Source organism: Roseibium sp. RKSG952, from assembly GCF_009711355.1.
Genome location: NZ_SMMF01000960.1, coordinates 96,454 through 117,686 on the forward strand (window position 1 = coordinate 96,454; position 21,233 = coordinate 117,686).

General features: G+C 58.6%; 19 protein-coding genes. 6 read left to right on the plus strand and 13 right to left on the minus strand.

All coding sequences use genetic code 11. The annotated features are described in order from the left end of the window. Both phnL and phnN read left to right on the plus strand, forming a co-directional pair. The gene (gene phnL / locus E1297_RS41720; RefSeq protein ID WP_155148847.1) at nucleotides 1-684 is read left to right on the plus strand and encodes a phosphonate C-P lyase system protein PhnL; all 684 of its coding nucleotides are present in this window, start codon (nucleotides 1-3) and stop codon (nucleotides 682-684) included. After that, the gene (gene phnN / locus E1297_RS41725) at nucleotides 681-1,229 is read left to right on the plus strand and encodes a phosphonate metabolism protein/1,5-bisphosphokinase (PRPP-forming) PhnN (RefSeq protein WP_155148849.1); all 549 of its coding nucleotides are present in this window, start codon (nucleotides 681-683) and stop codon (nucleotides 1,227-1,229) included. Before phnL ends, phnN begins: the two co-directional genes overlap by 4 nt. Here phnN and E1297_RS41730 read toward each other — a convergent pair. Beyond that, entirely contained in the window at nucleotides 1,211-1,894 is a 684-nt protein-coding gene (locus tag E1297_RS41730; protein WP_209016317.1) for a DUF1045 domain-containing protein, read from the minus strand. The two genes, phnN and E1297_RS41730, sit on opposite strands and share 19 nt — an antisense overlap. 53 nt (nucleotides 1,895-1,947) lie before the next feature. Between E1297_RS41730 and E1297_RS41735 the strand changes: the two genes are divergently transcribed. Beyond that, nucleotides 1,948-3,090 (plus strand): alpha-D-ribose 1-methylphosphonate 5-triphosphate diphosphatase, encoded by a 1,143-nt coding sequence (locus tag E1297_RS41735; RefSeq protein ID WP_155148852.1) that lies wholly within the window; start codon nucleotides 1,948-1,950, stop codon nucleotides 3,088-3,090. A gap of 11 nt (nucleotides 3,091-3,101) precedes the next feature. On the opposite strand, the gene E1297_RS41740 is transcribed toward E1297_RS41735, so the two are convergent. Genes E1297_RS41740 through E1297_RS41770 form a run of 7 tightly spaced genes read right to left on the minus strand, consistent with a single transcriptional unit; the run spans nucleotide 3,102 to nucleotide 9,600 of the window. After that, nucleotides 3,102-3,578 carry a class I SAM-dependent methyltransferase gene (locus E1297_RS41740; RefSeq protein ID WP_155148854.1) on the minus strand — a complete coding sequence of 159 codons (477 nt, stop codon included), beginning with the start codon at nucleotides 3,576-3,578 and terminating at the stop codon, nucleotides 3,102-3,104. 18 nt (nucleotides 3,579-3,596) lie between these two features. Further along, complete coding sequence (locus tag E1297_RS41745; RefSeq protein WP_155148856.1) at nucleotides 3,597-4,349, minus strand: polysaccharide deacetylase family protein; 753 nt, start codon at nucleotides 4,347-4,349, stop codon at nucleotides 3,597-3,599. Further along, nucleotides 4,346-5,488, minus strand: a complete 1,143-nt coding sequence (locus tag E1297_RS41750; RefSeq protein ID WP_155148857.1) for a glycosyltransferase family protein — start codon at nucleotides 5,486-5,488, stop codon at nucleotides 4,346-4,348. The genes E1297_RS41745 and E1297_RS41750 overlap by 4 nt, the downstream gene beginning before the upstream one ends. Then, on the minus strand, nucleotides 5,485-6,069 hold the full coding sequence (locus E1297_RS41755; RefSeq protein ID WP_155148860.1) for a histidine phosphatase family protein: 585 nt from the start codon (nucleotides 6,067-6,069) through the stop codon (nucleotides 5,485-5,487). The genes E1297_RS41750 and E1297_RS41755 overlap by 4 nt, the downstream gene beginning before the upstream one ends. Continuing rightward, complete coding sequence (locus E1297_RS41760) at nucleotides 6,066-7,142, minus strand: glycosyltransferase family 4 protein (RefSeq protein ID WP_155148862.1); 1,077 nt, start codon at nucleotides 7,140-7,142, stop codon at nucleotides 6,066-6,068. Before E1297_RS41760 ends, E1297_RS41755 begins: the two co-directional genes overlap by 4 nt. Beyond that, complete coding sequence (locus E1297_RS41765; protein ID WP_155148864.1) at nucleotides 7,142-8,389, minus strand: glycosyltransferase family 4 protein; 1,248 nt, start codon at nucleotides 8,387-8,389, stop codon at nucleotides 7,142-7,144. The genes E1297_RS41760 and E1297_RS41765 overlap by 1 nt, the downstream gene beginning before the upstream one ends. Beyond that, the gene (locus E1297_RS41770) at nucleotides 8,386-9,600 is read right to left on the minus strand and encodes a glycosyltransferase family protein (RefSeq protein ID WP_155148866.1); all 1,215 of its coding nucleotides are present in this window, start codon (nucleotides 9,598-9,600) and stop codon (nucleotides 8,386-8,388) included. The genes E1297_RS41765 and E1297_RS41770 overlap by 4 nt, the downstream gene beginning before the upstream one ends. Before the next feature lie 388 nt (nucleotides 9,601-9,988). On the opposite strand from E1297_RS41770, the gene E1297_RS41775 reads away from it, so the two are divergent. After that, the gene (locus E1297_RS41775; RefSeq protein WP_155148868.1) at nucleotides 9,989-12,367 is read left to right on the plus strand and encodes a mechanosensitive ion channel family protein; all 2,379 of its coding nucleotides are present in this window, start codon (nucleotides 9,989-9,991) and stop codon (nucleotides 12,365-12,367) included. Nucleotides 12,368-12,456: 89 nt separating this feature from the next. On the opposite strand, the gene E1297_RS41780 is transcribed toward E1297_RS41775, so the two are convergent. From E1297_RS41780 to E1297_RS41800, 5 genes are read right to left on the minus strand one after another with little or no spacing between them, the layout of a single operon-like run. Continuing rightward, entirely contained in the window at nucleotides 12,457-13,812 is a 1,356-nt protein-coding gene (locus E1297_RS41780; RefSeq protein ID WP_155148870.1) for a CoA transferase, read from the minus strand. Then, on the minus strand, nucleotides 13,809-14,963 hold the full coding sequence (locus tag E1297_RS41785; protein WP_155148872.1) for an ABC transporter permease: 1,155 nt from the start codon (nucleotides 14,961-14,963) through the stop codon (nucleotides 13,809-13,811). Before E1297_RS41785 ends, E1297_RS41780 begins: the two co-directional genes overlap by 4 nt. Then, entirely contained in the window at nucleotides 14,960-15,982 is a 1,023-nt protein-coding gene (locus tag E1297_RS41790) for an ABC transporter permease (protein WP_209016331.1), read from the minus strand. The genes E1297_RS41785 and E1297_RS41790 overlap by 4 nt, the downstream gene beginning before the upstream one ends. 19 nt (nucleotides 15,983-16,001) lie before the next feature. Beyond that, a complete protein-coding gene (locus tag E1297_RS41795; RefSeq protein ID WP_155148877.1) occupies nucleotides 16,002-17,915 on the minus strand; it encodes an ABC transporter substrate-binding protein in 1,914 nt (637 codons plus the stop codon). After that, nucleotides 17,908-19,680: an ABC transporter ATP-binding protein gene (locus tag E1297_RS41800; RefSeq protein WP_155148879.1), complete on the minus strand. Its 1,773-nt coding sequence runs from the start codon at nucleotides 19,678-19,680 to the stop codon at nucleotides 17,908-17,910. The genes E1297_RS41795 and E1297_RS41800 overlap by 8 nt, the downstream gene beginning before the upstream one ends. Nucleotides 19,681-19,911: 231 nt before the next feature. On the opposite strand from E1297_RS41800, the gene E1297_RS41805 reads away from it, so the two are divergent. Both E1297_RS41805 and E1297_RS41810 read left to right on the plus strand, forming a co-directional pair. Then, nucleotides 19,912-20,409: a class I SAM-dependent methyltransferase gene (locus E1297_RS41805; RefSeq protein WP_209016318.1), complete on the plus strand. Its 498-nt coding sequence runs from the start codon at nucleotides 19,912-19,914 to the stop codon at nucleotides 20,407-20,409. 95 nt (nucleotides 20,410-20,504) lie between these two features. Beyond that, nucleotides 20,505-21,134, plus strand: a complete 630-nt coding sequence (locus E1297_RS41810; RefSeq protein ID WP_155148883.1) for a glutathione S-transferase family protein — start codon at nucleotides 20,505-20,507, stop codon at nucleotides 21,132-21,134. Nucleotides 21,135-21,233 lie beyond the last annotated feature (99 nt).

The following is a 21,233-nucleotide window of genomic DNA, read 5'->3' on the forward strand; positions in this document are numbered from 1 at the left end:
ATGATTGAACTCAAGGACGTGAGCAAAAGCTTCACCCTGCACAATCAGGGCAGTGCGGTAATCCCGGTGATGGAAGGCGCTTCGCTAAAGGTTGCCCCCGGAGAATGTGTTGCCCTGACCGGTGCGTCAGGCGCAGGCAAATCGACGCTGATGCGGGTGATCTATGGTAACTATCTAGCCGCATCTGGTCAGGTACTGGTGGGTGGGCTGGATGTGGCCAAAGCCGAGCCGCGCGAGATTCTGGCGCTGCGCCGGGAAACGCTTGGTTATGTCAGCCAGTTTCTGCGCGTCGTGCCGCGGGTGCCGACGCTCGAAGTCGTGGCAGAGCCTTTATTGGCTGTGGGTTGTGAGAAGCGGGCGGCGCTGGACAAGGCGGCTGAATTGCTGAAGCGGTTGAACATACCTGAACGTTTGTGGACCCTCAGCCCGACAACATTCTCGGGCGGTGAACAGCAGCGGGTGAACATTGCGCGCGGATTTGCGCATGAATACCCCGCGATGCTGCTGGATGAACCCACGGCCAGCCTGGACGCACAGAACAGGGAAACCGTTCTGTCGCTGATCAAAGAGGCAAAGGAACGCGGTGCAGCAATTGTCGGGATCTTTCACGATGTAGATGCGCGGGAACGGGTTTGCGATCGCGAGGTCAACGTTTCGGAATTCACGCCGGGGGTGGCCGCATGAGGCTGGCGCCTGTCATAGCGGTTGTCGGACCTTCCGGGGTCGGCAAGGACAGCGTGATGGAGGCGCTGGAGGCGCGGGCCAACGGCATTCAGCGGGTTAGGCGGGTTATCACGCGTCCTGAAGGTGAAGAAGGCGAAGAATTTGAGAGGGTCTCGGTCGATATGTTCGAGCAGATGCTGCTGGATGGCGCATTTGCTTTGCACTGGCCTGCACATGGTCTGCATTATGGAATTCCGCAAGAGATTGCGGAGCAGCGGCGAGAGGCAAAGGCCGTTCTGGTCAATCTGTCGCGATCCGTGTTGCTGCAGGCGCAGGACGAGTTTGGTGAGTTGATCGTGGTTTCGCTAACTGCTGATGCAGAGGTTCTGGCGCAGCGTCTTTCGTCGCGCGGCCGGGAAAGCGCGGCAGAGCAGATGCGTCGATTGGGCCGGGCCAGGGCACCGCTGCCTGAAGGTCTGAACCGGGTTATCGAAGTCGATAACTCCGGATCGCTTGATGACACGGTGAATGAAATCCTGACCGGTCTTCAGCCGGAGAGGGCGTAGCGATGGATCAGGTGAAACCGACCGTCATCAGCCTCGCCCGTCAGTGCCAGATCATTGATCCGGAAAGGAGTGGGCAACAGCGGACCAAGATGGGTTTCCAGCGTCGCCTGAACACTACTCAGCGTGGGCTTGTCCAGTTTGCCGCTGAGCGTGATGTGAAAGCGAAACGAGTCCAGAACATAAGGGTAGCCCCAGTTGGTCAGGTTGGCATCCTGTTCCATGGACAGGCCCGCAGCCCGGCGGCGGGCCAGTTCATCCTCGGTCGCGGGTGCCCGGAACCGGTCGAGGTCACGCACGCAGGCAGCAGCCAGCTCCCCAAGCTGGCCGGTGTTGCCGTGAGGGCGCAGAGCCAGGAAACGGCCCAACCGCGCAATCTCCAAACCATCCAGCGAGATCGGGGCGTAAGACGCAGCAAGTTGCGCGCAAGCATCTTGCAGCTGGGTTACCGACCGCCCCTGGTACAGGCGGAAGGGCGGTTTCATAGTGGCATGCAACCCATATTTGCGCGGAGTTTCGGTAACCGAGGCCACATCTATACCATCGATGACCGGATGCGCCGCCTCGGATCCGGTTTCCATGTCCCAACCCAGCCAGTTGGTTGCGAATTTCGTCCAGTCCGCATCGGCGGGTGGCGCAAAATAGATCGCGTATCGCGTGAATGTCACATTGGCCTCCTATTGCGTGGCCTACCCAATAGTTCAAACTACGTGAAGTTCAGATGACAGAAGAATTGATCCTTGCCAATGCCACGCTTGTTCTGCCCGAAGAAACTGTAACCGGCAGTGTCCGGATTGTCGGCGAGAACATCACCGAAATCGATACGGGTAACTCGGTTCCTGCGGGCGCGATCGATTGTGAGGGGGACTATATCAGTCCCGGTCTGGTCGAGCTGCACACCGACAATCTGGAACGTCATATTCAGCCACGCCCGAAAGTGGACTGGCCTCATGCAGCAGCGATCATCGCGCATGATGCTGAACTGGCAAGCACGGGTATCACGACAGTGTTTGACGCCATGCGTGTGGGATCGATCCCCAGTGGCCAGGCCCGGTATTTGAAATATGCGCGCGGATTGTCCGAAGAGCTGTGGCAGTTGCGGGAACAGGATGCGCTGAAGATCAGCCACTTCCTGCATTTGCGGGCCGAAGTTTGTTCCGAGACGCTGGTTGATGAGCTGGACGAGTTCGGCCCCGAGGATCGCGTCGGTCTGGTGTCTCTGATGGATCATACACCGGGGCAGAGGCAGTTTCGCGACCTCTCAAAACTCAAGGCTTACGTACAGGGCAAGCACAGCATGGATGACGATATGTTCAAGCAGCATATCGCCCAGTTGCAGGGGTTGCGGGACCGGAACGGTGACCGGCACGAGGTCGAAACGGTCAAGGCAGCCCGCCGCTTTGGCGCGGTGCTGGCCAGCCACGATGACACGACCGAGGATCAGGTTCGTGTCTCGGCAGGCCACGGTATTCGCCTTGCCGAGTTTCCAACCACAGTCGAGGCCGCACGCGCCTGCCATGATCACGGTATCAAGGTGATGATGGGCGCACCGAACGTCATCCGGGGTGGGTCGCATTCGGGCAATGTGGCGGCGCGCGAGCTGGCCGAGCTTGGCCATCTGGACATCATGTCTTCGGATTACGTGCCGTCAGCGCTGCTGCTTTCCGCAGCGATGCTGGGCGAGATGTGGGGTGATCTGGCAAGGGGTATGAAAACCGTCACGCTTACCCCTGCACAGGCCGCCGGGTTGACTGACCGTGGAGAATTGCGGGCCGGAACCCGCGCCGATTTGATCCGGTTTAGGATGCGTGCCGGTGTTCCGGCGCTGAGTGCAGTCTGGTCCCGAGGTCGTCGGGTCGCCTGACAAAGGGCCGTTCAGGTGCGATAGAACAGATAACGGTCCGGGGCGATTGTCTCGGGCCCTTTGATCTGATCGAAGCCCACCAGAGGCTGGCCAGAGATCAGCAATCCACCCGGCAACATCACCTTGGCAATCATCGGACTGAGCCGCGCGGCCTCGGCCACGTCTTCGGATTTGATGCCGCGTCCGAAATCGTAATGCGCCATTGCAATGCCGCTACCGTTTTGTGCCAGTTTTTCCAGCATCGGTTCAGCCTCGCCCTGCAGAAAGTCCTCGGCTGGCGGAGTGCTGTCGGGATGGCATTGCAGCACACGGTCCATCACCCAAATCCGGCGGCCGGGCAGGATTTCGCGCAGGTGATCATAGGTGCGGCCATTCCCGAGCCCCATATCCAGAACATCGCCGTCGACGCCATTGATCTGTGCGGCAGCCCAGTTCAGACCATCGCGCTGCGCGGTCAGGCGGCGCAGCATGGAATCCAGTCGGCTCATCGGGAACTCCTTGAGTAGTCAGTCGCGCGGCATTGTCCAGACGGTTGCCGGACCGTCCAGAAGTCTGCGCAGTAAATCTTCGGTAAAGGTCCAGATGTCTTGATCATGAACAAGGTGATGGGTCAACACGCCAAAGGGTTCGGTGTTATCTGCAGAACCTTCTCGGCGGTCTTTCAGTAACTGGACGGTTTTGGCGATCAGCATATCCGTGGCCGCCAAACCGCGCGTACCGCGCCAGTCTATGGGGTCAAGATGGGTGTTGATCTGTTCCAGTCCGGGTGCCGCGTTTGCGGCCTTTCGTGGCGTGGCAGTCGACAGAACACGATACCCCATCCCCGGAAGCTCGGCGGCAACCTCTGAATCAATTCGGTTCCACGGGGGAACGAACATCGGTCGCAGCGTTTCACCAAACAGCTCCCGTAGTCTTGTCAGGCCCGCTTTTGCATCGGCAGTGATGTCATCCAGCGAGCGGTGCAGGCGGAATTCGGCCTTCTTTTCCTCTTTCGGAGCGTGATTTTGATGCGCCCAGCCGTGTACGACAGGGATCAGAGCGGGTTCTCTGGCCATATATTCTGACAGTGCCTGATCCGCATCGCGGGGAATGACGGCAAGATGGACGGGCAGGTCGAGACGGTTGCTCAGATCGGTTAAAACATTCAGTTGTGGGGTTGGGGTCACCGCGTCATCATCTCGCCACCAAAGCGGAAGGGTCAGACCCCGGGCCTGCCATTCTTCCAGTTCTGCGTGCAGGGGGCGCCAGTCTGGGGTCATTGTCTGGGCTCCAGTATGCCTGTCGCGATTTCAACAGATCGCTTCGCACCGTCAAAGCCGTGCCGCATCGCGTCGCGCGGCCCGTCCGTGATGACGCGCATCAGCGCATCAGACAGGCTTTGTCCGTTCAATTCACTGCTGGGCAGAACCTCGATTGCCGGAAGTTGTGCGAGGCTTTGCCCCCGCAGGCCCTGTTCGACTTCTTTGCCATCGTCAAACGGTATCAGAACGGACGGAGTGCCGGATTGCAGCAGGTCCATCGCAGTGTTGTAGCCGCACATGCTGACCGATGCCTTGGCCAGCGGCAGCATCTGGCGAAAATCAGGGCGTACCGGTTCAAGTGTTACAGGTGCATCACCGGCAAGCTGTGCCAGTTCACAGATACGGGCGGTGGCGTCCTGGCCGCCGATCAACATGCGCCAGCGCGTGTTGGGCATCTTTCGGGCGGCTTCGATGGCCGCGCGAAAGATCGGTTGTCCGACCGAGCCTCCACCAGCGCTGACGAGAATCTCGTTCGATCCGATGCTTTCGGGATGGGGTGATGGCGCAGAGGGCGCAACGAAACCCGTATAGTGCAGCCGGTCCGCCAGAGATTCGGATACCGGCCAACTGATGTCCAGCGGCGTGATCCGGGGATCAGAGTGCACGAGAATTCCGTCATAATACTGTGCCACAACCTCATCGGCACGTTCTGCCTTTGAGGGCTTCGAGGGCGGCGCGAGGATATCGCGGATCGAGCCCAGAATGACGGGGCGTGATGGGAGCTCCTGTGCGGCCTCAAGTGCGGCCTGAAACTCTGCCGCCAGACTGCGGCGTCCGAACGGATAAAGCTCGGTTATCAGAATCTGAGGCTGAAAGCTGCCGACAGCCTGTATCAGCGCATTGGCGCGAGCCTCCTGATAGGCTGGCGTGGCGATGTCGCCGGTCTGGGTCAGAAGTCGCGTGAAATCGGTGCCGTCTGATCGCAGGGGCGGCAAACCAAGCAAAGTCATTCCGCTGGTGTCCAGCTGCGGTGCGGGCATCCCGCCGGAGACCACAAACACGTCATGCCCTTGTTCAACGAAGGCACGGCCAAGGGTCAGGGCCCGGCTCAGATGACCGGTTCCCAGCAGATGGGTGACGACGATCATCACCCTCATGCGGACACCTCGCGCGGCGTCAGGCGGACGGGTTCAGGCACCGGGGCCATCGTGTCGAGATCCACGACGAAAAGGCGGTTGCGTTTGATCTTGAACGGGGCGGGACCAGAGAAATCCCAACCCCACGCTTTTGCCAGAATGACCCGCATGATACCGATATGGCACACGGCAATTGCATCGTTCTGCAATCCCGACACCCACGGCTCGAGACGCGCCCAGAGCTCCGCAGGGCTTTCGCCATTCGGGGGGCGGAAATCCCAGCCCCAGTCTTCGATGTGGCGATAGCCGCTGTCCGCCTCTTCGATGAGGTCGACGCCGCGCTGTCCTTCCCAGTCGCCCCAGTTCATCTCGATCAACGCATCTGAAGTCTGTGGATCATGGCCAGCCACCAGTTGCGCCGTCTCAAAGGCGCGGCCAAGTGGGCTTGCCCACAGCGAGGCCGTGTTCCACGGGTCCGGCAGTTGGTACCCGGCCAATTCAGCGCGCGCCTGCTCATCAAGTGCAATGTCGCTGCGGCCCTGAATGCGACCCGCGCGGTTCCAGTCGGTATGGCCATGACGCAGCAGTGCCAGTTTGCTCATGAGTGTTTCTCCAGCAGGGGTCGAACTGTGGCCCAGAACCGTTCTGTTGCAGATGGGATCAAATGGCGTTGGGCAACATAGGCCCGCGCCTTCGCACCCTCGGACTGACGCAATGCGGGATCGGCCAGCAATGTCTGAATTCGTTTGGCCAGCCCCTTTGCACCCGTTTCAATGGCAGGATGGTCCGCTGACATCAGCACATCGCGGACACCGGGGCGATCCTGCGCCACCACTGGCAGGCCGCTTGCCTGCGCTTCCAGATAGATCATTCCATAGGCCTCGTTCACACCGGGCCAGACAAGCATCGAAGCGGTTTCGTACACCTTCTGCAATGCGGTACGATCGAGCTGACCCAGAAACTGTACCCTATCATCAAAGGGTGCCACCAGGGTCTCGACCTCGGCAAGGGCAGGGCCATCGCCTGCGATGTTCAGCTGCCAGTCGCCAGAGAGATGTTCCAGCGTGTCGGCCAGAATTTCATATGAGGCGAATTTGTCGCCGTGGCGCATCATCCCCACCGCCAGCATCGGCCCGTTGCAGGAAGACGCACCGGGAAGTTCGGAAATGGGCAGAAAGGGTGGCAGCTCGGACAGGGTTTGATTGCCGTACCGCTCCCGCTTTAGCGTGATCAGGTCGTTGGCGGTGTGATAGAAAATCACCTGTGCCGCGTCACAGGCATCGTGCGCAGATTGCGCAAAGCCGGACCATGGCCCCGTAAGTCGGCTGGTCGCACGTGTGCTTTCAAGCTGTACATACGGAATGCCGCGCGCGTGGGCGACCTTTGGACCCAGCAGGTCAGGGGCTTTGTAGTAGTTGTGGTAGGTCACCCAAAGATCGGTATCCCCGGGCATTTCCGCGACTAGGCGTGTAGCCTCCGCCTCGGCCGCTGTACGCAGCCTGTCCTGAATGGTGCTGTCGCCTATTTTGTCGTAGATCCGCAATTCGGAGACCAGATCGACCCTATCGCCCTGTGCACCGATCGCATGCATCAGGTTCCGGGCCATTTCGCGATCACCCGAAGGAACCGGGCTTTGGGGTGACTTCATCGGAGCATAGAAGGCGACCCGGGCCATCAGGCCTCTTCCATGCACAATGCGTTCAGGCGTTCGGACAGGCGTGCGATACCGGGATCCATGCGGAATTCGGCGATCAGGCGATCATAGGCCGCCTTTGCCATCCGCTCAGCTGCGCCGGGATTATTGGCCAGCGTTGTGATTGCCTGAGCCAAAGCAGCGGGATCATCATCGGTTAGGATGCCGTGGACACCGGTTTCGATAAATTCGGGGATAGCCGATACGGGTGTGGAGAGGATGGGCAGACGCTGCGAAGCGGCCTCCATCAGCACATTCGGCAAACCGTCGCGGTCACCATCCTCGGCAATGCGGCTGGGCAGAACGAACAGATCGGCCTTGCGCATTTCGGCAATAACTTCGGGCTGATCACACGGGCCTTTCCATGTGATCCGGTCCGACAGACCTGCAGCTGCTGCGCGATCCTGAAGCGCCTTGCCGAGGGTACCGCCACCGATATGGGTCCAGTGCCAATCCAGCGAGGATGGCAGCATGGCAAAGGCATCAATCAGCCGGTCAAAGCCTTTCTTTTCGACCAGCCGGCCCACCGATATCATGTGGAATGGACCATCCGGTAAACGAGGGTCCCGCTGTGGCGGATCAGGGAAGCGCGACAGATCAAGCCCATGGTAGATCAGTTCAACCCGCGCGGGGTCATCGGCCAGCTCGCGCAAATGCCGCGCACCGATTGCGGTGCAGGTCGCCCCGAAGGTGGCGCCATAGGTCGCGGCCTGCAACTTTTCCTGCTTTTCCCAATCCGGGGATGTCCAGATGTCCTTGGCGTGGGCGGCAAAGCTCCACGGTATGTCGCGCATGATGGCAGCGTAGCGCGCGACCGAAGATGGCGTGTGCATGAAATGCGCATACATTGCATGGGTCGAAGCAGGAAGCTCGGCCGCCAGCACACAGGCCTGACCGAAACGACGGATGCGATTGTGGGTCGGATCACGGCGCAGGTCTTGCCGCCAGATTTCGTAGGCCCGGGCGTAGCCGGGCAGGCGTTTTGCAACTTCGCGCGCGGCCCAGACACGTTCGGGTTCATCGTAAAGATATTCAGGCAGGTAATGCACCTGACCCTTGAACCGGTCATGCAGCGGGTGCCGTTTGGTATCGGTCGGATGGCGCAGCGACCAGATGTCGAACTGATGCCCGGCATCCTGAAGGGCCACCAGTTCCTGTGCAATAAACGTCTCGGACAGGCGCGGCCACCCTTTGACCAGCACCGCCAGTTTGGGTTCGGTTGTGGTCATCCGGTTGCCCGTTCCTGTTCCCCACCCAGAAGGGCGTCAATGCGATGGGTGACGTAGTCCAGCCCATCCAGCAGACCGCTGCTGATTGCCTGCGACGGCAGCGGCTGATGTGGCAGGTTGCGGATCGCCTGGATCATCGCATCTGCACTGAGCCCGTCGCGGGTTTCATCCAACATCCGAACGAGTCCAAGATTCTCGGCACGCGAGGCGCGGATCCATTGTTCGAGCCGTGGTGTGGTGCGCGGGACGATGACGGCGCGCTTATCGAAGGACAGCACCTCGCAGAAGGTGTTGTAGCCGCCCATGCACACAACGCCTGCAGCACCGGCAAACAGCGTTTCGATCTGGGATTCGAAGCCAACGGCGGTCACACGGCCGTTCAGCGCGGCAACACGTGTCTCGAATTCTTCCCGAAGCTCGCCCGACAGGAAGGGGCCATAGACCAGAACCGCACGCGGTGACAGGTCAGGGTCTTTCTCGTAAGCCGACAGGACCTGATTGACCATCGCCTTACCGTCGCCACCCCCACCGGGAGTGATGAGGATATAAGGTTGTTCCGGCGGTTCACCGACCGGACCAAGATCGCGGCGCAAATACCCGGTCCAGTGAATACGGGATTGCGCGGCGGGGCTAAGCGGCAATCCTTTGGTCGGGTCATAAACCGACTTTAGGCCGTAGACCCATATTTCGTGATAAAAGCGCTCGGTTGCGGCCACGGCTTCTTTACGTGCCCATTCGGCGGCCAGAACCTCGGGTTCGTCCAGAACGTCGCGCAGGCCAAGAACCAGCTTTGTGCGGTGCGACCTTTCGAGGCGTTCAAGCGTTGGCAGCAATTCACCCCGGAACCCGGTTGGTTCCTTGTCGACGATCAGAATATCGGGGTCAAACTGCTGCACAGCGGTTTGAATCAGGCCCGAACGCAGCTCGGTCACTTCATCGATGCCCATGCCGATGGTTTGTGCGGCATAGGATCCGTCAGCCCGTTTTGTCACGCCGGGCAGGCGAACGTGATCGACGCGGCGGGGAAAGGTGAAACGGCCAGCCACCGGCGAGCCTGTCAGAATCAGTGCCGAGGCAAGCGGATCGGCCTGTGTCATCGCCGCCGCCAGAGCGCGCGAGCGTCGCAGATGCCCAAGTCCGAACGTATCATGGCTGTAGAAAAGTATGCGCGGCGCTCGGCCGGTTTTGTCTTTCGAGATGCCTAGGCTCATGCCCTCGCCCGTTTTCCTGGTTTCGGTGCAATATCCGCGCGTCCGCACCTGATATCGCATATTTTCCGGTTCCGCTTGCCAAAGGATGCCAAACCATGCAGCAAATGCGCCAAGCATTGCGATTTGGCAACAGCATTTTGAGTGTTTTCAGACATGTTAAACCACTATGCAGCGCCGCTGGCAGATGGTGGACAAAATCAAAACCTTGCCAGCATCCGCTTACGAAACCGGTCATATTCAATTTTTGCTAACAAGAAAATACCCGGCCCGGATCATTGCGCCAAGAACACGGGTCCACACGATGTCAAAAATGTCCGTGGGAGTATTTGAACACCGCCCGGGGGTTCTGTAGTCTGTCGGGCAGCAATCGAGTTGGATGCAAGACCCTATGAAAACGAACTTTCTCGCCGGACTAATTCTGGTCATTTGGACTGCGGCCTTAGCCTTTGCTACGGGTGCGGTGGCGCAAACCTCGTTAATCCCGGGCTATTCCTCAGGTTCAGGTAGCGAAACGGCGACCACGACCGACAGCGATCTGGCCACGGCAATCCGTTCTGCCACCGAGGCCGGAGCCAGTGTGATCGTGATCGACAGCGCGGGTCAGGTCGTTTCGTCGGCGGGTCAGCAGACTGATGCCGCAGCCGAGGCAGCATCTTCCGATCCCATGGGGGACGGATCGCAGCTGATGAAAGCGCAGGAGCGGTTTTCCAAGTTCCGCGAGTCGCTTGTATCCCGTCTTCAGGCTTTGCCCTATTCGATATTCGAAGTGCAGTACATTCTGCGCCAAACCAGTCCGGACGGCCGTATTCAGACCTATTTCGAAGTGCTTGGCTGGAACATCCTGTTCCTTTTGCTGGGCCGGTGGCTGTCGATCGAGATCTACGGAAAACGCATAGCCAAGCGGCTGGTTGTCGCGCGGATCAAGGAAAACCCGCAGGGCTATCGCGAGAAGATGCCGTTCCTGGTGTTCCGCTTCCTTATGGGGATCGGCGCCACGATATTTGCCATGATCATGGCGCTGATCGTTGGGTATCTGTTCTTTGGCGAAGCCGAAGATATCTCGATCCAGTTTACGATAACGGCAATCTTTAGCGCGTTCTTCCTGGCCCGCACCGTATCCGATCTGTGGCGGATGGTGCTGTCACCTTTCCTGAGCCAATATCGCTTGCCCCCGTTTTCCGATCGCGATGCAAAGCGGTTGTATATCTGGGCGTCGGCACTGGCGACTTATGATATTTCGGTCGTCCTGTTTGCGACCTGGGTGGCTGATTTTGGCCTTAACTACAACGTCTATGCCATGGTGTACGGCAGCCTGACCATGGTGGGTGCGTTGGGGAACATCCTGATGATCCTGTTCAATGCGCGTGCCATTTCGAATGCCATCCGGGGCGGGCGAGCGGCGGATCAGGTCTCGTGGCTGCTGCGCTTTGTTTCGTTTGGATGGGCACCGGCACTGATCGTCTATATCGGGTTCAGCTGGTTCCGTCTGGCGGTTGACCTTGCGTTGGAAAACCCGACGCCGTTGCCGTTGATCGTCAGCTCGTATCTGATCTTCATGTCCGTGGTCATCGCATATGGCGCGATGAACTACATGCTGGAACGCTACTTCGATCGCTCGCGCAAGATAGAAGAGATGAATGCCGAAGTGGTTGAGGGCGAAGTTGTCGAAATGGCAGAGACCGCCGAGGCTGAGCAGAGAAAACACTATCTGCTAACCTATGAAGATCTGGCCCGGCGGGTCGCAGGTATTCTGGCCTTTGTCATCGGGGCCTATGCGCTTGTCGTGATCTGGTATCCTGAAGCCGACTGGAGTCAGGACCTGCCGGTCGAGCGGGCGCTGGATGTGATGGTGATCATCTTCATCGGCTATATCCTGTTCCATTTCTTCCGCATCTGGATCGACAGCAAGATTGCCGAGGAATCCGATGACGGGACCGCAGAAGCTGAGCTGGGCGATGAGGGTGGTGAGGGCGGACAGAGCCGGTTGGCAACTCTGCTGCCACTGTTCCGGGGTGCAATCCTGGCCGTCGTCGTTGTCACCATCGTTCTGATCGTGCTGATGGAACTGGGCATCAATGTCAGCCCGCTGTTCGCCGGTGCGGGTGTTGTCGGACTGGCTGTAGGTTTTGGTTCTCAGACCTTGGTGCGGGATATCTTTTCGGGGGCGTTCTTCCTGTTGGACGACGCGTTCCGGAAGGGCGAGTATATCGATATCGGTGATGTCAAAGGAACGGTCGAGAAAATCTCGGTCCGCTCCATGCAGTTGCGTCACCATCTGGGTGCGTTGAACACCATTCCCTTTGGTGAGATCAAGGTTCTGACCAACTATTCCCGTGACTGGGTGATCATGAAGCTGCCGCTGCGGGTCACCTATGACACGGATGTCGAAAAGGTGCGGAAACTGATCAAGAAGCTGGGCCAGCAATTGCTGAGCGACCCAGTGATCGGCGAGAACTTTATCCAGCCGTTGAAATCGCAGGGTGTAATCGAGATGCAGGATTCGGCCATGATCATCCGGGTCAAGTTCATGACCAAGCCGGGGGATCAGTGGCTGGTGCGCAAGAAAGTGTATCAGGAAATCCGAGAGCTGTTTGCCCGCGAAGGTATCCGCTTTGCCCACCGTGAAGTCACCGTCCGGCTGGCGGATGGGAAAGAGGCCGAAGACCTGACCCCCAAACAGCGCGAAGCTGTGACCGGCGCGGTACAGGCCGCCATCGACGAGGATTATCTGGATGATATTGGTCCGGGCGGCGGGGATGATCGGTAAGGGCCTCTCCCGCCCCATTTGATCTGCGCCTCTGACGAGACGCGGGACAAAAGCGTTGGGCCGGGCCGCGCGCTACGCGCGGCGGACGCTCAGGGTTGCGATGAGGGCCAGGCCGGTTCGGAGGTTCCCGTTTTTGGTGCGGGCAGAGACCAGCGCATGGTCGCGTTTCCGACGCTTAATGCGGGTTTCAGCCTGTGGCCCGGTCCCCAGCCTGAGGCTTCGGTGTTTTCGGTATAGTCGTCGGCTTTGGCGGCCGTGATGTCTTCGCCCTCGCTGGATTTAGCAAGGCTTGCCAACAGTTCAGCCGTACGGGCGAGGGACAGGCGCGCATCCATCACTGCGTTATGCAAGGCAGCCTCGGCCAGAGCCGAGAGCACTGCTGCGGCCATGAAGTAACCGGTCGCATGATCCAGCGCCTGTACGGGCAACGGGGTTGGTTTATCAGCCTTGGCCCATTCGCGCCCGGCATCCGCGATACCCGAGCTCATCTGAACAAGGCTGTCGAAACCTCGCCGCATGGCCCATGGCCCCTGCCAGCCGTAAGCGTCCAGTGTGACCTCAATTCGGTTGGGGGCCAGTGAATCCCGTTGAGTTTTGTCCAACCCAAGCGCGTCGAGCGCGCCGGGGCGGTATCCATGCACGAACACATCGGCCTGCGACAGAAGTTCCTTCAGTCGTTCAAGACCAGCGGGCGACTTCAGATCCAGATACGCGCAGGTTTTGCCAAGGGAGATGTCCGGGATCACCCCGGGTTCGTCCCAGCCGGGTGGATCAAGGCGCAGAACCTCGGCCCCGAAACCGGCCAGAGTACGGGTCGAGACCGGACCGGCCAAAACGCGGGTCAGGTCCAATACGCGCAGGCCTGCCAACGGGCGATCAGCCGTTGCCTCAGGGCGTTCGCGCAAAGTGATGCTGCGTGGCCCCTGCCAACCGATCAGGGGATCACGGGCCACGGCCCGTCCCTGAGGGTGGTCCAGCCACTCAGCCCGACTGCGCATTGCAGCGGCAACGCCACCCTCGGCCACGATCGCGGTTTCAAGATCGGAAATTGCCCAATCCCTAATGGCCTGACCAACGATTGAACGATCGGCCCTGGTGCCGAGAACCTTCAAAGCGGCGGCACGGTGATGCGGCAGGTTGGTGTGCAGCCTGATCCAGCCATCCGAGGCCCTGTAGTCACCAGCCACGGCGTCCCAGAGGCTGGGCATTTCCCAGCCATCGGGTTTGAAGGAGTAGCCGTACCATAGCGATGCGAGGCGATGATCGACTGTTACCTTGGGTGGTTTATCGGTCAGGTTTTGAGCAACCAGAAAACGCGCCAGTTCCTGACCCACCGCAGCAAAACTGGCCGTGGCGAGTTCGGACACCGCAAACACGCTGGGCCGCGCGCCTGTGCCCTTTACTTCATAGGTGTCAGTTGAGGGAAGCGACGCGAGCAGTGTCATTGCTGATACGGATCCAGACTGTCACGCAGGCCATCACCCAGGAAGTTGAACGCCAGAACAACAACGATGATCGGCAACATCGGGATCGCGGTCCATGGATAGATTTCGATTGAGGCGAGGTTCTGCGCGTCATTCAGCATGACGCCCCAACTGACCGCCGGAGCACGCAGGCCAAGGCCGAGGAAGCTGAGTGCGGTTTCCCCGAGGATCATGGCGGGTATCGACAGTGTGGCCGAAGCGATCAGGTGCGACATGAAATTGGGCAGAAGGTGCTTGCGGATCACACGGCCCGAGCTTGCGCCCATCATTTCAGCCGCGCGCACATATTCCTCTTCGCGTAGCGACAGGAATTTGGCGCGCACGGATCGGGCGAGGCCGGGCCAGTCAAGAATGCCGAGAATGATCGAGATGATGAAGAAGACCGCAACGGGGCTCCAGTTCGACGGGACCGCGGCAGATAGTGCCAGCCACAACGGCAGTTCAGGCAGGGACCGCAGAATTTCGATAACTCGGTTGATCACCCAGTCGATGCGCCCGCCAAAGTATCCCGCCATCGACCCGAACAGGATGCCGAGGAAGAAAGAGACCGAGATACCGATCAGGCCAACAGTCAGCGACAGTTGGGCTCCATAAAGAATACGGCTGAACACGTCGCGTCCCAGACGGTCTGATCCCCATAGGAACAGGGTCGCGCCTTCGGGAGCGCAGAACAGGTGGGTGTCCGATTTGATCAGGCCAGCAAGCTTGTATTCCGATCCTTCACAGAAGAACCGGATCGGGCGCGGGTCTTCGGTATCGGGGACGAATTTCCACTGGAAGGTTTCCAGATCGGCCTCGGCAACTATGGGATAGATGTAAGGCCCGATGAACTTGCCATCGTGGAACCAGTTCACCGATTGCGGTGGCGCATAGAGATGTTCGCCATTGCGATCATTGGGTCCGTAAGGGGCGATGAAGCCCGCAAATGGCAGCATCAGGTAGCACAGCAGCAGGAAGATGCCCGAAATCAGACCCAGCTTGTGGGTTTTGAACTTGCGCCAGACCAATACCCAGTTGGGGGCGTCCAGATCCTTGCGTTCAAGCTGTTGCAGGGCCGCCTGCGGATCGAATGGGGCGTCGTCGACATAACGACCGTCGGGTTTATGGGTCATGCTTCACGCCCCTCGTACCGGATGCGCGGGTCAAGCATGACCAGCAGGATGTCAGAGATCATGGTGCCGATCAGGGTCAGCAGGGCCACGAACATCAGAATGAAAGCGGACAGGAACTGGTCCTGGGTTTTCAGAGCCGTCAGCAGGGTGGGGCCGATGGTTTGCAGGCCGAGAACAACCGAGACCAGAACCGAGCCTGAAACCATCGACGGCAGCAGGTTGCCGATATCGGCCACAAAAGGGTTGAACGCCACGCGCAGAGGATACTTGGTCAGCATTCGCGACGGCGCCATGCCTTTGGCGATGGCCGTTTCGACATAGGGTTTGCCCAGCTCGTCCAGCATGTTGGCGCGCAGGCGCTGCATCATGGCGGAGGCACCCGAGGTGCCGATGACGAAGGTAGGCACGATCAGGTGTACCAGAATGGACTTGAGCTTTTCCCAGCTCATCGGCTGGCCTTCGAAGGATGGGTCCATCAGGCCGCCGATCGGCAGGTTGAAGTAGCGATGGCCATAGTAAAACAGGATCAACGCGAGCAGAAAGTTCGGGGTCGCCAGACCCAGATAACCGACGAAGGCCGATGTATAGTCAATCCATGTTCGTGATCTGGCCGCAGCAATGACGCCCAATGGCAGGGCGACGGCATAGACAAACAGGATCGCAGCCAGGTTCACAACGACGGTTAGCCAGAGTGTGTCGCCGACGATCTCACGCACGGGCCGATCAAATTCGAACGACCAGCCGTAATTGCCTTGCAGTAATCCTTCGAAGCCGTGTGGACCGGGCCAAAATCCGATCCAGATCAGATATTGCTCCCACATGGGGCGATCCAGCGCATATTCCTTGCGCAGGAACTCAGCCTTGGCGACTCCGGCCGATTGGCCCGAGGCCTGCAGTTCGGCAATCTGATTGCTCAGGTAATCGCCGGGCGGCAGGTTGATGATCACGAAGATCAACACCGACACCACCAGCAGCGTCAGCAGCATCGTGAAAAAGCGGTACACCGCGTAGCGCAGCATGATCATTTAGCTGCTCCTGTCAGTCGGCGAAAAAGAACTCATCAGGGCGGTGGATACCGAAATGCGCCCCCGGTTCCCATGCCCACATCGCCTTTTCAGGCACGTTACGCAGGCGGTTCGAAACGACGATGGGCTGAGGGGCACCGTTCAGAATTCCGATTGCATAGAGCTGATTGGCGTGAATCTTGAGCATCTCGGACCAGACAGCCTCACGCTCTTCGTCGGTTGTCGCAACCTCCCAGTCATGGGCCAGAGCCATCAGGCGTTCCGCGTCGGGCATGTCAGGCGGCTCACCGGCTTCGCCACCAGTCTGATAGTACTGACCCCATTTGGGCCAGGCCAGAAAGACCTGATCAGTCGGTGCAAGGTAAGCAGGCGAGGTATGGGCCTGTGGAATGCCATCATCCCAGCCGAACCAGACAGAGGCCATGGTGTTGCCGGAAAATACACGGTTGCGCAGGATGTCCCGATCCAGCGGACGCATGACCAGTTTGACACCTATGTCGCGCCAGTTGTCAGTCACGATCTGCAGGGCGTTCTCAACCTCTTGCCGCTCGCCCGCTGTTTCAATCACCAACTCCATAGGGCGGCCATCAGGCAGCAGGCGGATGCCATTGCCGTCGCGTTGATCCAGCCCAGCCTCGTCCAGCAGGGCATTGGCCTGATCGATGTCATATTGCGCCCACGCCTGAGCGTTTTCTTCGTCATAGAAGGGGGAAGCCGGCAGCACCGACATCGCACCGGGGTGGGCCAGCTTGAAGTAGAGCGCCTGATTGATCGTCTTGCGATCGATGGCAAGCGACAGTGCACGGCGGACGCGTACATCCCTCAGCACTTCACGCCAGCCATCATCGGCAAAATTCAGGTTCGGATAAATCGCAATTTGCGAGGCCACACCAGTCTTCCAAAGCAAGGTCTTGTAGTTGCCTTGTTCCTCGCCTTTTTTCAGGATCGAGGCGTCACGAAACGCCAGCCCACGTCCTTGCAGATCGCTTTCACCCGCATTCGTCTTGGCTGCGACCAAACCCGGAGCCACGATCTCCATCTCGACCACGTCGATATAGGGCAGTTGAACACCGTTTGTATCGACGCGGTGATAGTATGGGTTGCGCACGAAGTTGTGGCGAATTTTCTTGCCCGAGCTTGCATTCAGCCAAGGCTGCAAGGTGGGCAGCTGGTGATTGTCGAACTTGTACAGATTATCGAGCTTGTTGTGGAGTGCAGCCCAACTTTTGACCCGCGCGTCATCAACCTCAAACGCCAGTTTGTCAGGATCGGCGAATTTCTCGTGATACTGCTTCAGAAACTCGGCCGGACGATAGATGAAGGGCGGGCGAGCCTGAGCAAGCGATTGCAGAAAGTCCGGATTGGGATCTTCCCATTCGTAGACAATGGTTGTTTCATCCGGGAAGGAAACCGTTGGCAGTTTGTCTTCGACAATCAGGAAATCTGGCGGGCCGGAGGGGCTGAGCAGTTCGTTATTGGCGACATCTTCCCACCAATAGCGGAAGTCTTCTGAGGAAAAGGGTGTTCCGTCGGACCACTTGTGCCCGTCGCGCAGATGCAGAGTGAATTTCCGGTTACCCTCGTTTTCATAGGATTCCAGCAGATCGGGAACGATTTTGTAGTTCTCGTCAAAACCAACCAGCCGGGCGTAGCCATAGACCACCATCTGCCGGATGTCTTTCGAACGGGTAACCATCGTGCGCAGGGTTCCGCCAGGCGTTCCGAACTCGCGCCCTTTGGCGGACAGATCGACAATCAGGGGTTCTTGTGGGATACGATCCTGAACCGGAGGAAGGTTTCCGTTTTCAACTTCGGACTTCCAGAATGCGCTTTCCTGAAGATCAGGGATGTTTCCTGCCGTGGCGGGCAGCATCCAGGTCACGGCCAGAGATGTGGCCAGAAACAAATTTCGAGTGGTCTTAAACATGGCAACGTACCTTATGGCCGGGCTCCATCTCCACGAGTGAGGGTATCACGGAGTCGGAGAATCTGAAGGCGTCATCCCAACTGTCTGGCGCACCAGCGCCCAATGCAACCAGTTTCAGGTCGATCGGGCGATTGATGTCAGGCTCGGGCTGGGCGGCGATCAACGCCTTGGTGTATGGGTGGCGGGGGTTGTAAAACAGTGTTTCGGGTGGGGCCTGTTCGACGACGAGACCCTGCCGCATGACGGCAACTTCGTCGGCGATGCGCGCGACAACCGCCAGATCGTGAGAGATAAAGAAGTAGGACAGGTTCAGGCTGTCCTGCAGTTCTTCCAAAAGCGTAAGTATCTGTTCCTGAACGGATACATCAAGTGCCGAAGTCGGTTCGTCACAAACGATCAGCGACGGGTCCAGCATCATTGCACGGGCAATCGACAGGCGCTGGCGCTGCCCGCCAGAAAAGGCGTGAGGGTAGCGTTTGAGCATATCCGAGTTCAGGCCGACACGTTTGAGCATTTCAGCAGCCTTGTCGCGTTGCTCGGAGGTAGTACCTATGCGATGGATTTCCAACGGTTCGGTCATGGCGTCCTGAATGCGCATTCTGGGGCTGAGCGAACTGTAGGGGTCTTGAAACACCATCTGTGCCTTGCGCTGAAACGCCGTACGTTCTGCGCGAGTCATGCGATGAACTTTGATCGTGTCATCATCGGGGCTGGGCCGAAACAGGACTTCTCCGCCCTCGTCGGGCAGTTCAGCGCCGAGGGCGATCCGGGCTGTGGTGGTCTTGCCGGATCCGCTTTCACCTACTACGGCCAGCGTTTTGCCGCGGGCCAGCTTCAGATCGACACCGCGACAGGCGAAGATCTGTTTGTCTGATCGCCAACCTTTGCTGGATCGCATCGTGTAGGTTTTGCAGACATCCTTCATCTCGAGGATCAGATCTTCCTCTGGCATCGGAATGCCGACGGCATCCTGATCAGGGATTTCCGGCGCTGCGTCAAAGAGTTGGCGTGTGTATGGGTGGGCGGGATCGTTCAGGATCAACTCGGCCGGTCCGGCCTCCATCACGCGCCCCTTGTGCATGACAACGACCTGTTCGGCCATGTTCGCAACCACGCCCAGATCGTGGGTCACAAGGATCAGGGCCATGCCCGTTTCCCGCTGCAGTTCCTTGATCAGCCCAAGAACCTGCGCCTGTGTGGTCACATCAAGTGCAGTCGTCGGTTCGTCGGCAATCAGCAGATCCGGTTTCGAGACCATCGCCATGGCAATCATCGCCCGCTGACGCATGCCGCCGGACAACTCGAACGGATAGGAATCGTATGCGCGGGCAGGATCGGGAAAGCCGACCCGCTCGAATTGGGTCAGAACTTCTTTGCGCGCTTGCGCCTCGGATGCGTTGCGGTGCAGCCACAGAACTTCGCTGACCTGATTGCCGATTTTATGAAGTGGGGACAGGGACCGCATGGGTTCCTGAAAAATCATCGAGATTCGGTTGCCGCGAATATCGCGCATTTGCCGCTCGGTGATTTTGGTGAGTTCTGCCGTGCCCTTCGAATCGTTCAGCGTGATTGAACCGCTGCGAATTTGCGCTGTTCGGGGCAGAATGCGGAGCGCAGCGCGGCAAGAGATGGTTTTTCCAGACCCGGATTCGCCAACCAATGCCAGAGTTTGCCCGGGTTCAACGTCAAAATTTACGTCTTTGACAACGGCTTCACCTGCGCCAAAGCCGATGCTCAGGTCGCGCACAGATAACAAGGCCGTCATGCGGAATCCCCGCCTGGTTGGCCGTGTATTGAGGTCGGCATTACAACTCCCTGTTTTTTTGTCACAGTTTCGCGCGCTTGGGACTCAATAGTCAAACCCCTTCTTGGGCTGAAATGTCGCGGAATTGTGAAACTGAGGGCAATGCACCTACACAAAGTGTTGAGTTTTTGTCATCTAGGGCACGCTCGGCACCATCCTGGCTGCCAACAGGTATCAGAGAGAGATTTTAACGTGTCCGACAATCAAAGCCGTCTGGATCTTTTCATCGACCGCATGGTGTCACAGCGTGCGTGTCTGGATTTTGCCATCGATCAGACAGCGGATCAGACAGGTCCTGTGTTCGAGCTTGGGCTGGGGAACGGTCGCACGTACCACCACATGATGCAGCGCATTCTGGGGCGTGAGATCTACGTTTTTGAAAGAGCAGTGGCCTCGCACCCGGATTCCACTCCGTCAGATGACCAGCTTATTCTGGGCGATGTTCGTGAAACCCTGCCGGCTTCCGTCGAACGGTTTGGGGCCACAGCCAGCCTGATCCATGCGGACCTTGGTGGTCACAACCGGGAAAAGAACGATGTCTTTGCCCGTTTCGTCTCACCCCTGATTGAACCATTGCTGGCCCCCGGTGGGCTGATGGTATCGAGTGACCGGATGTATTTTGAAGGTCTATCAGAGCTTCCGCTGCCCGAAGGTGCGGTCGAAGGTCGGTGTTTCATCTATCGCCGCTGAATTCTGATGCCGCAGGGTCACATCAGGATGTGACTCGATCCGATATGTGAATGCAGTCTAACCTTCGGGTGTTTGCCCGAGGAAGGACTGCGCCGATGTTATTCTACGATTGCTCAACCGCCCCCAATCCACGCCGCGCCCGAATGTTTATTGCGGAAAAGGGTTTGGAGATCGAGACACGCGAGATTTCGATCGCCAAGGGCGAACAGTTGAGCGAGGCGTTTCGCGCTGTGAATCCACGCGCAACGATCCCTGCTTTGGTCACCGACGAGGGTGGCGTTTTGACCGAAAACCTTGGGATAGCGGCTTATCTCGAAGCGCGTTTTCCCGAACCGCCACTCATGGGACGAACCCCAGATGAAAAGGGTATGGTTCTGATGTGGAATTCGATTGTCGAGCAGCAGGGCGGTGCGCCTGTTGCCGACGCTTTGCGCAATACGCACCCTGCGTTCAAAGATCGGGCTATTCCGGGGACGGTGAATTACGAGCAAATCCCAGCGCTTGCGCAGCGAGGGATTGCTCGGGTGGGCGCTTTCTTTGATTTGCTGGAAGAGCGGTTTCAGGACAGTCGGTTTGTCGCCGGAGAGGCGTTTTCGCTCGCCGATATCTCGACATTCGTGTTTGTCGATTTCGCTCGTGTGATCAAAATGCGAATTCCAGAGGGGAATACTGCCACCCTCGGATGGTTTGAAAAGGTTCAGGCCCGCCCTAGCGCCAGTCTTTGAAAATTGACCAGCAAATGGTGCAGTCATCATTTGCTTTGGACTGTACAGAAATGTCTAGACAGAAGTGAACAGTGCAACTAGCGTCTGCTGTGAATCATC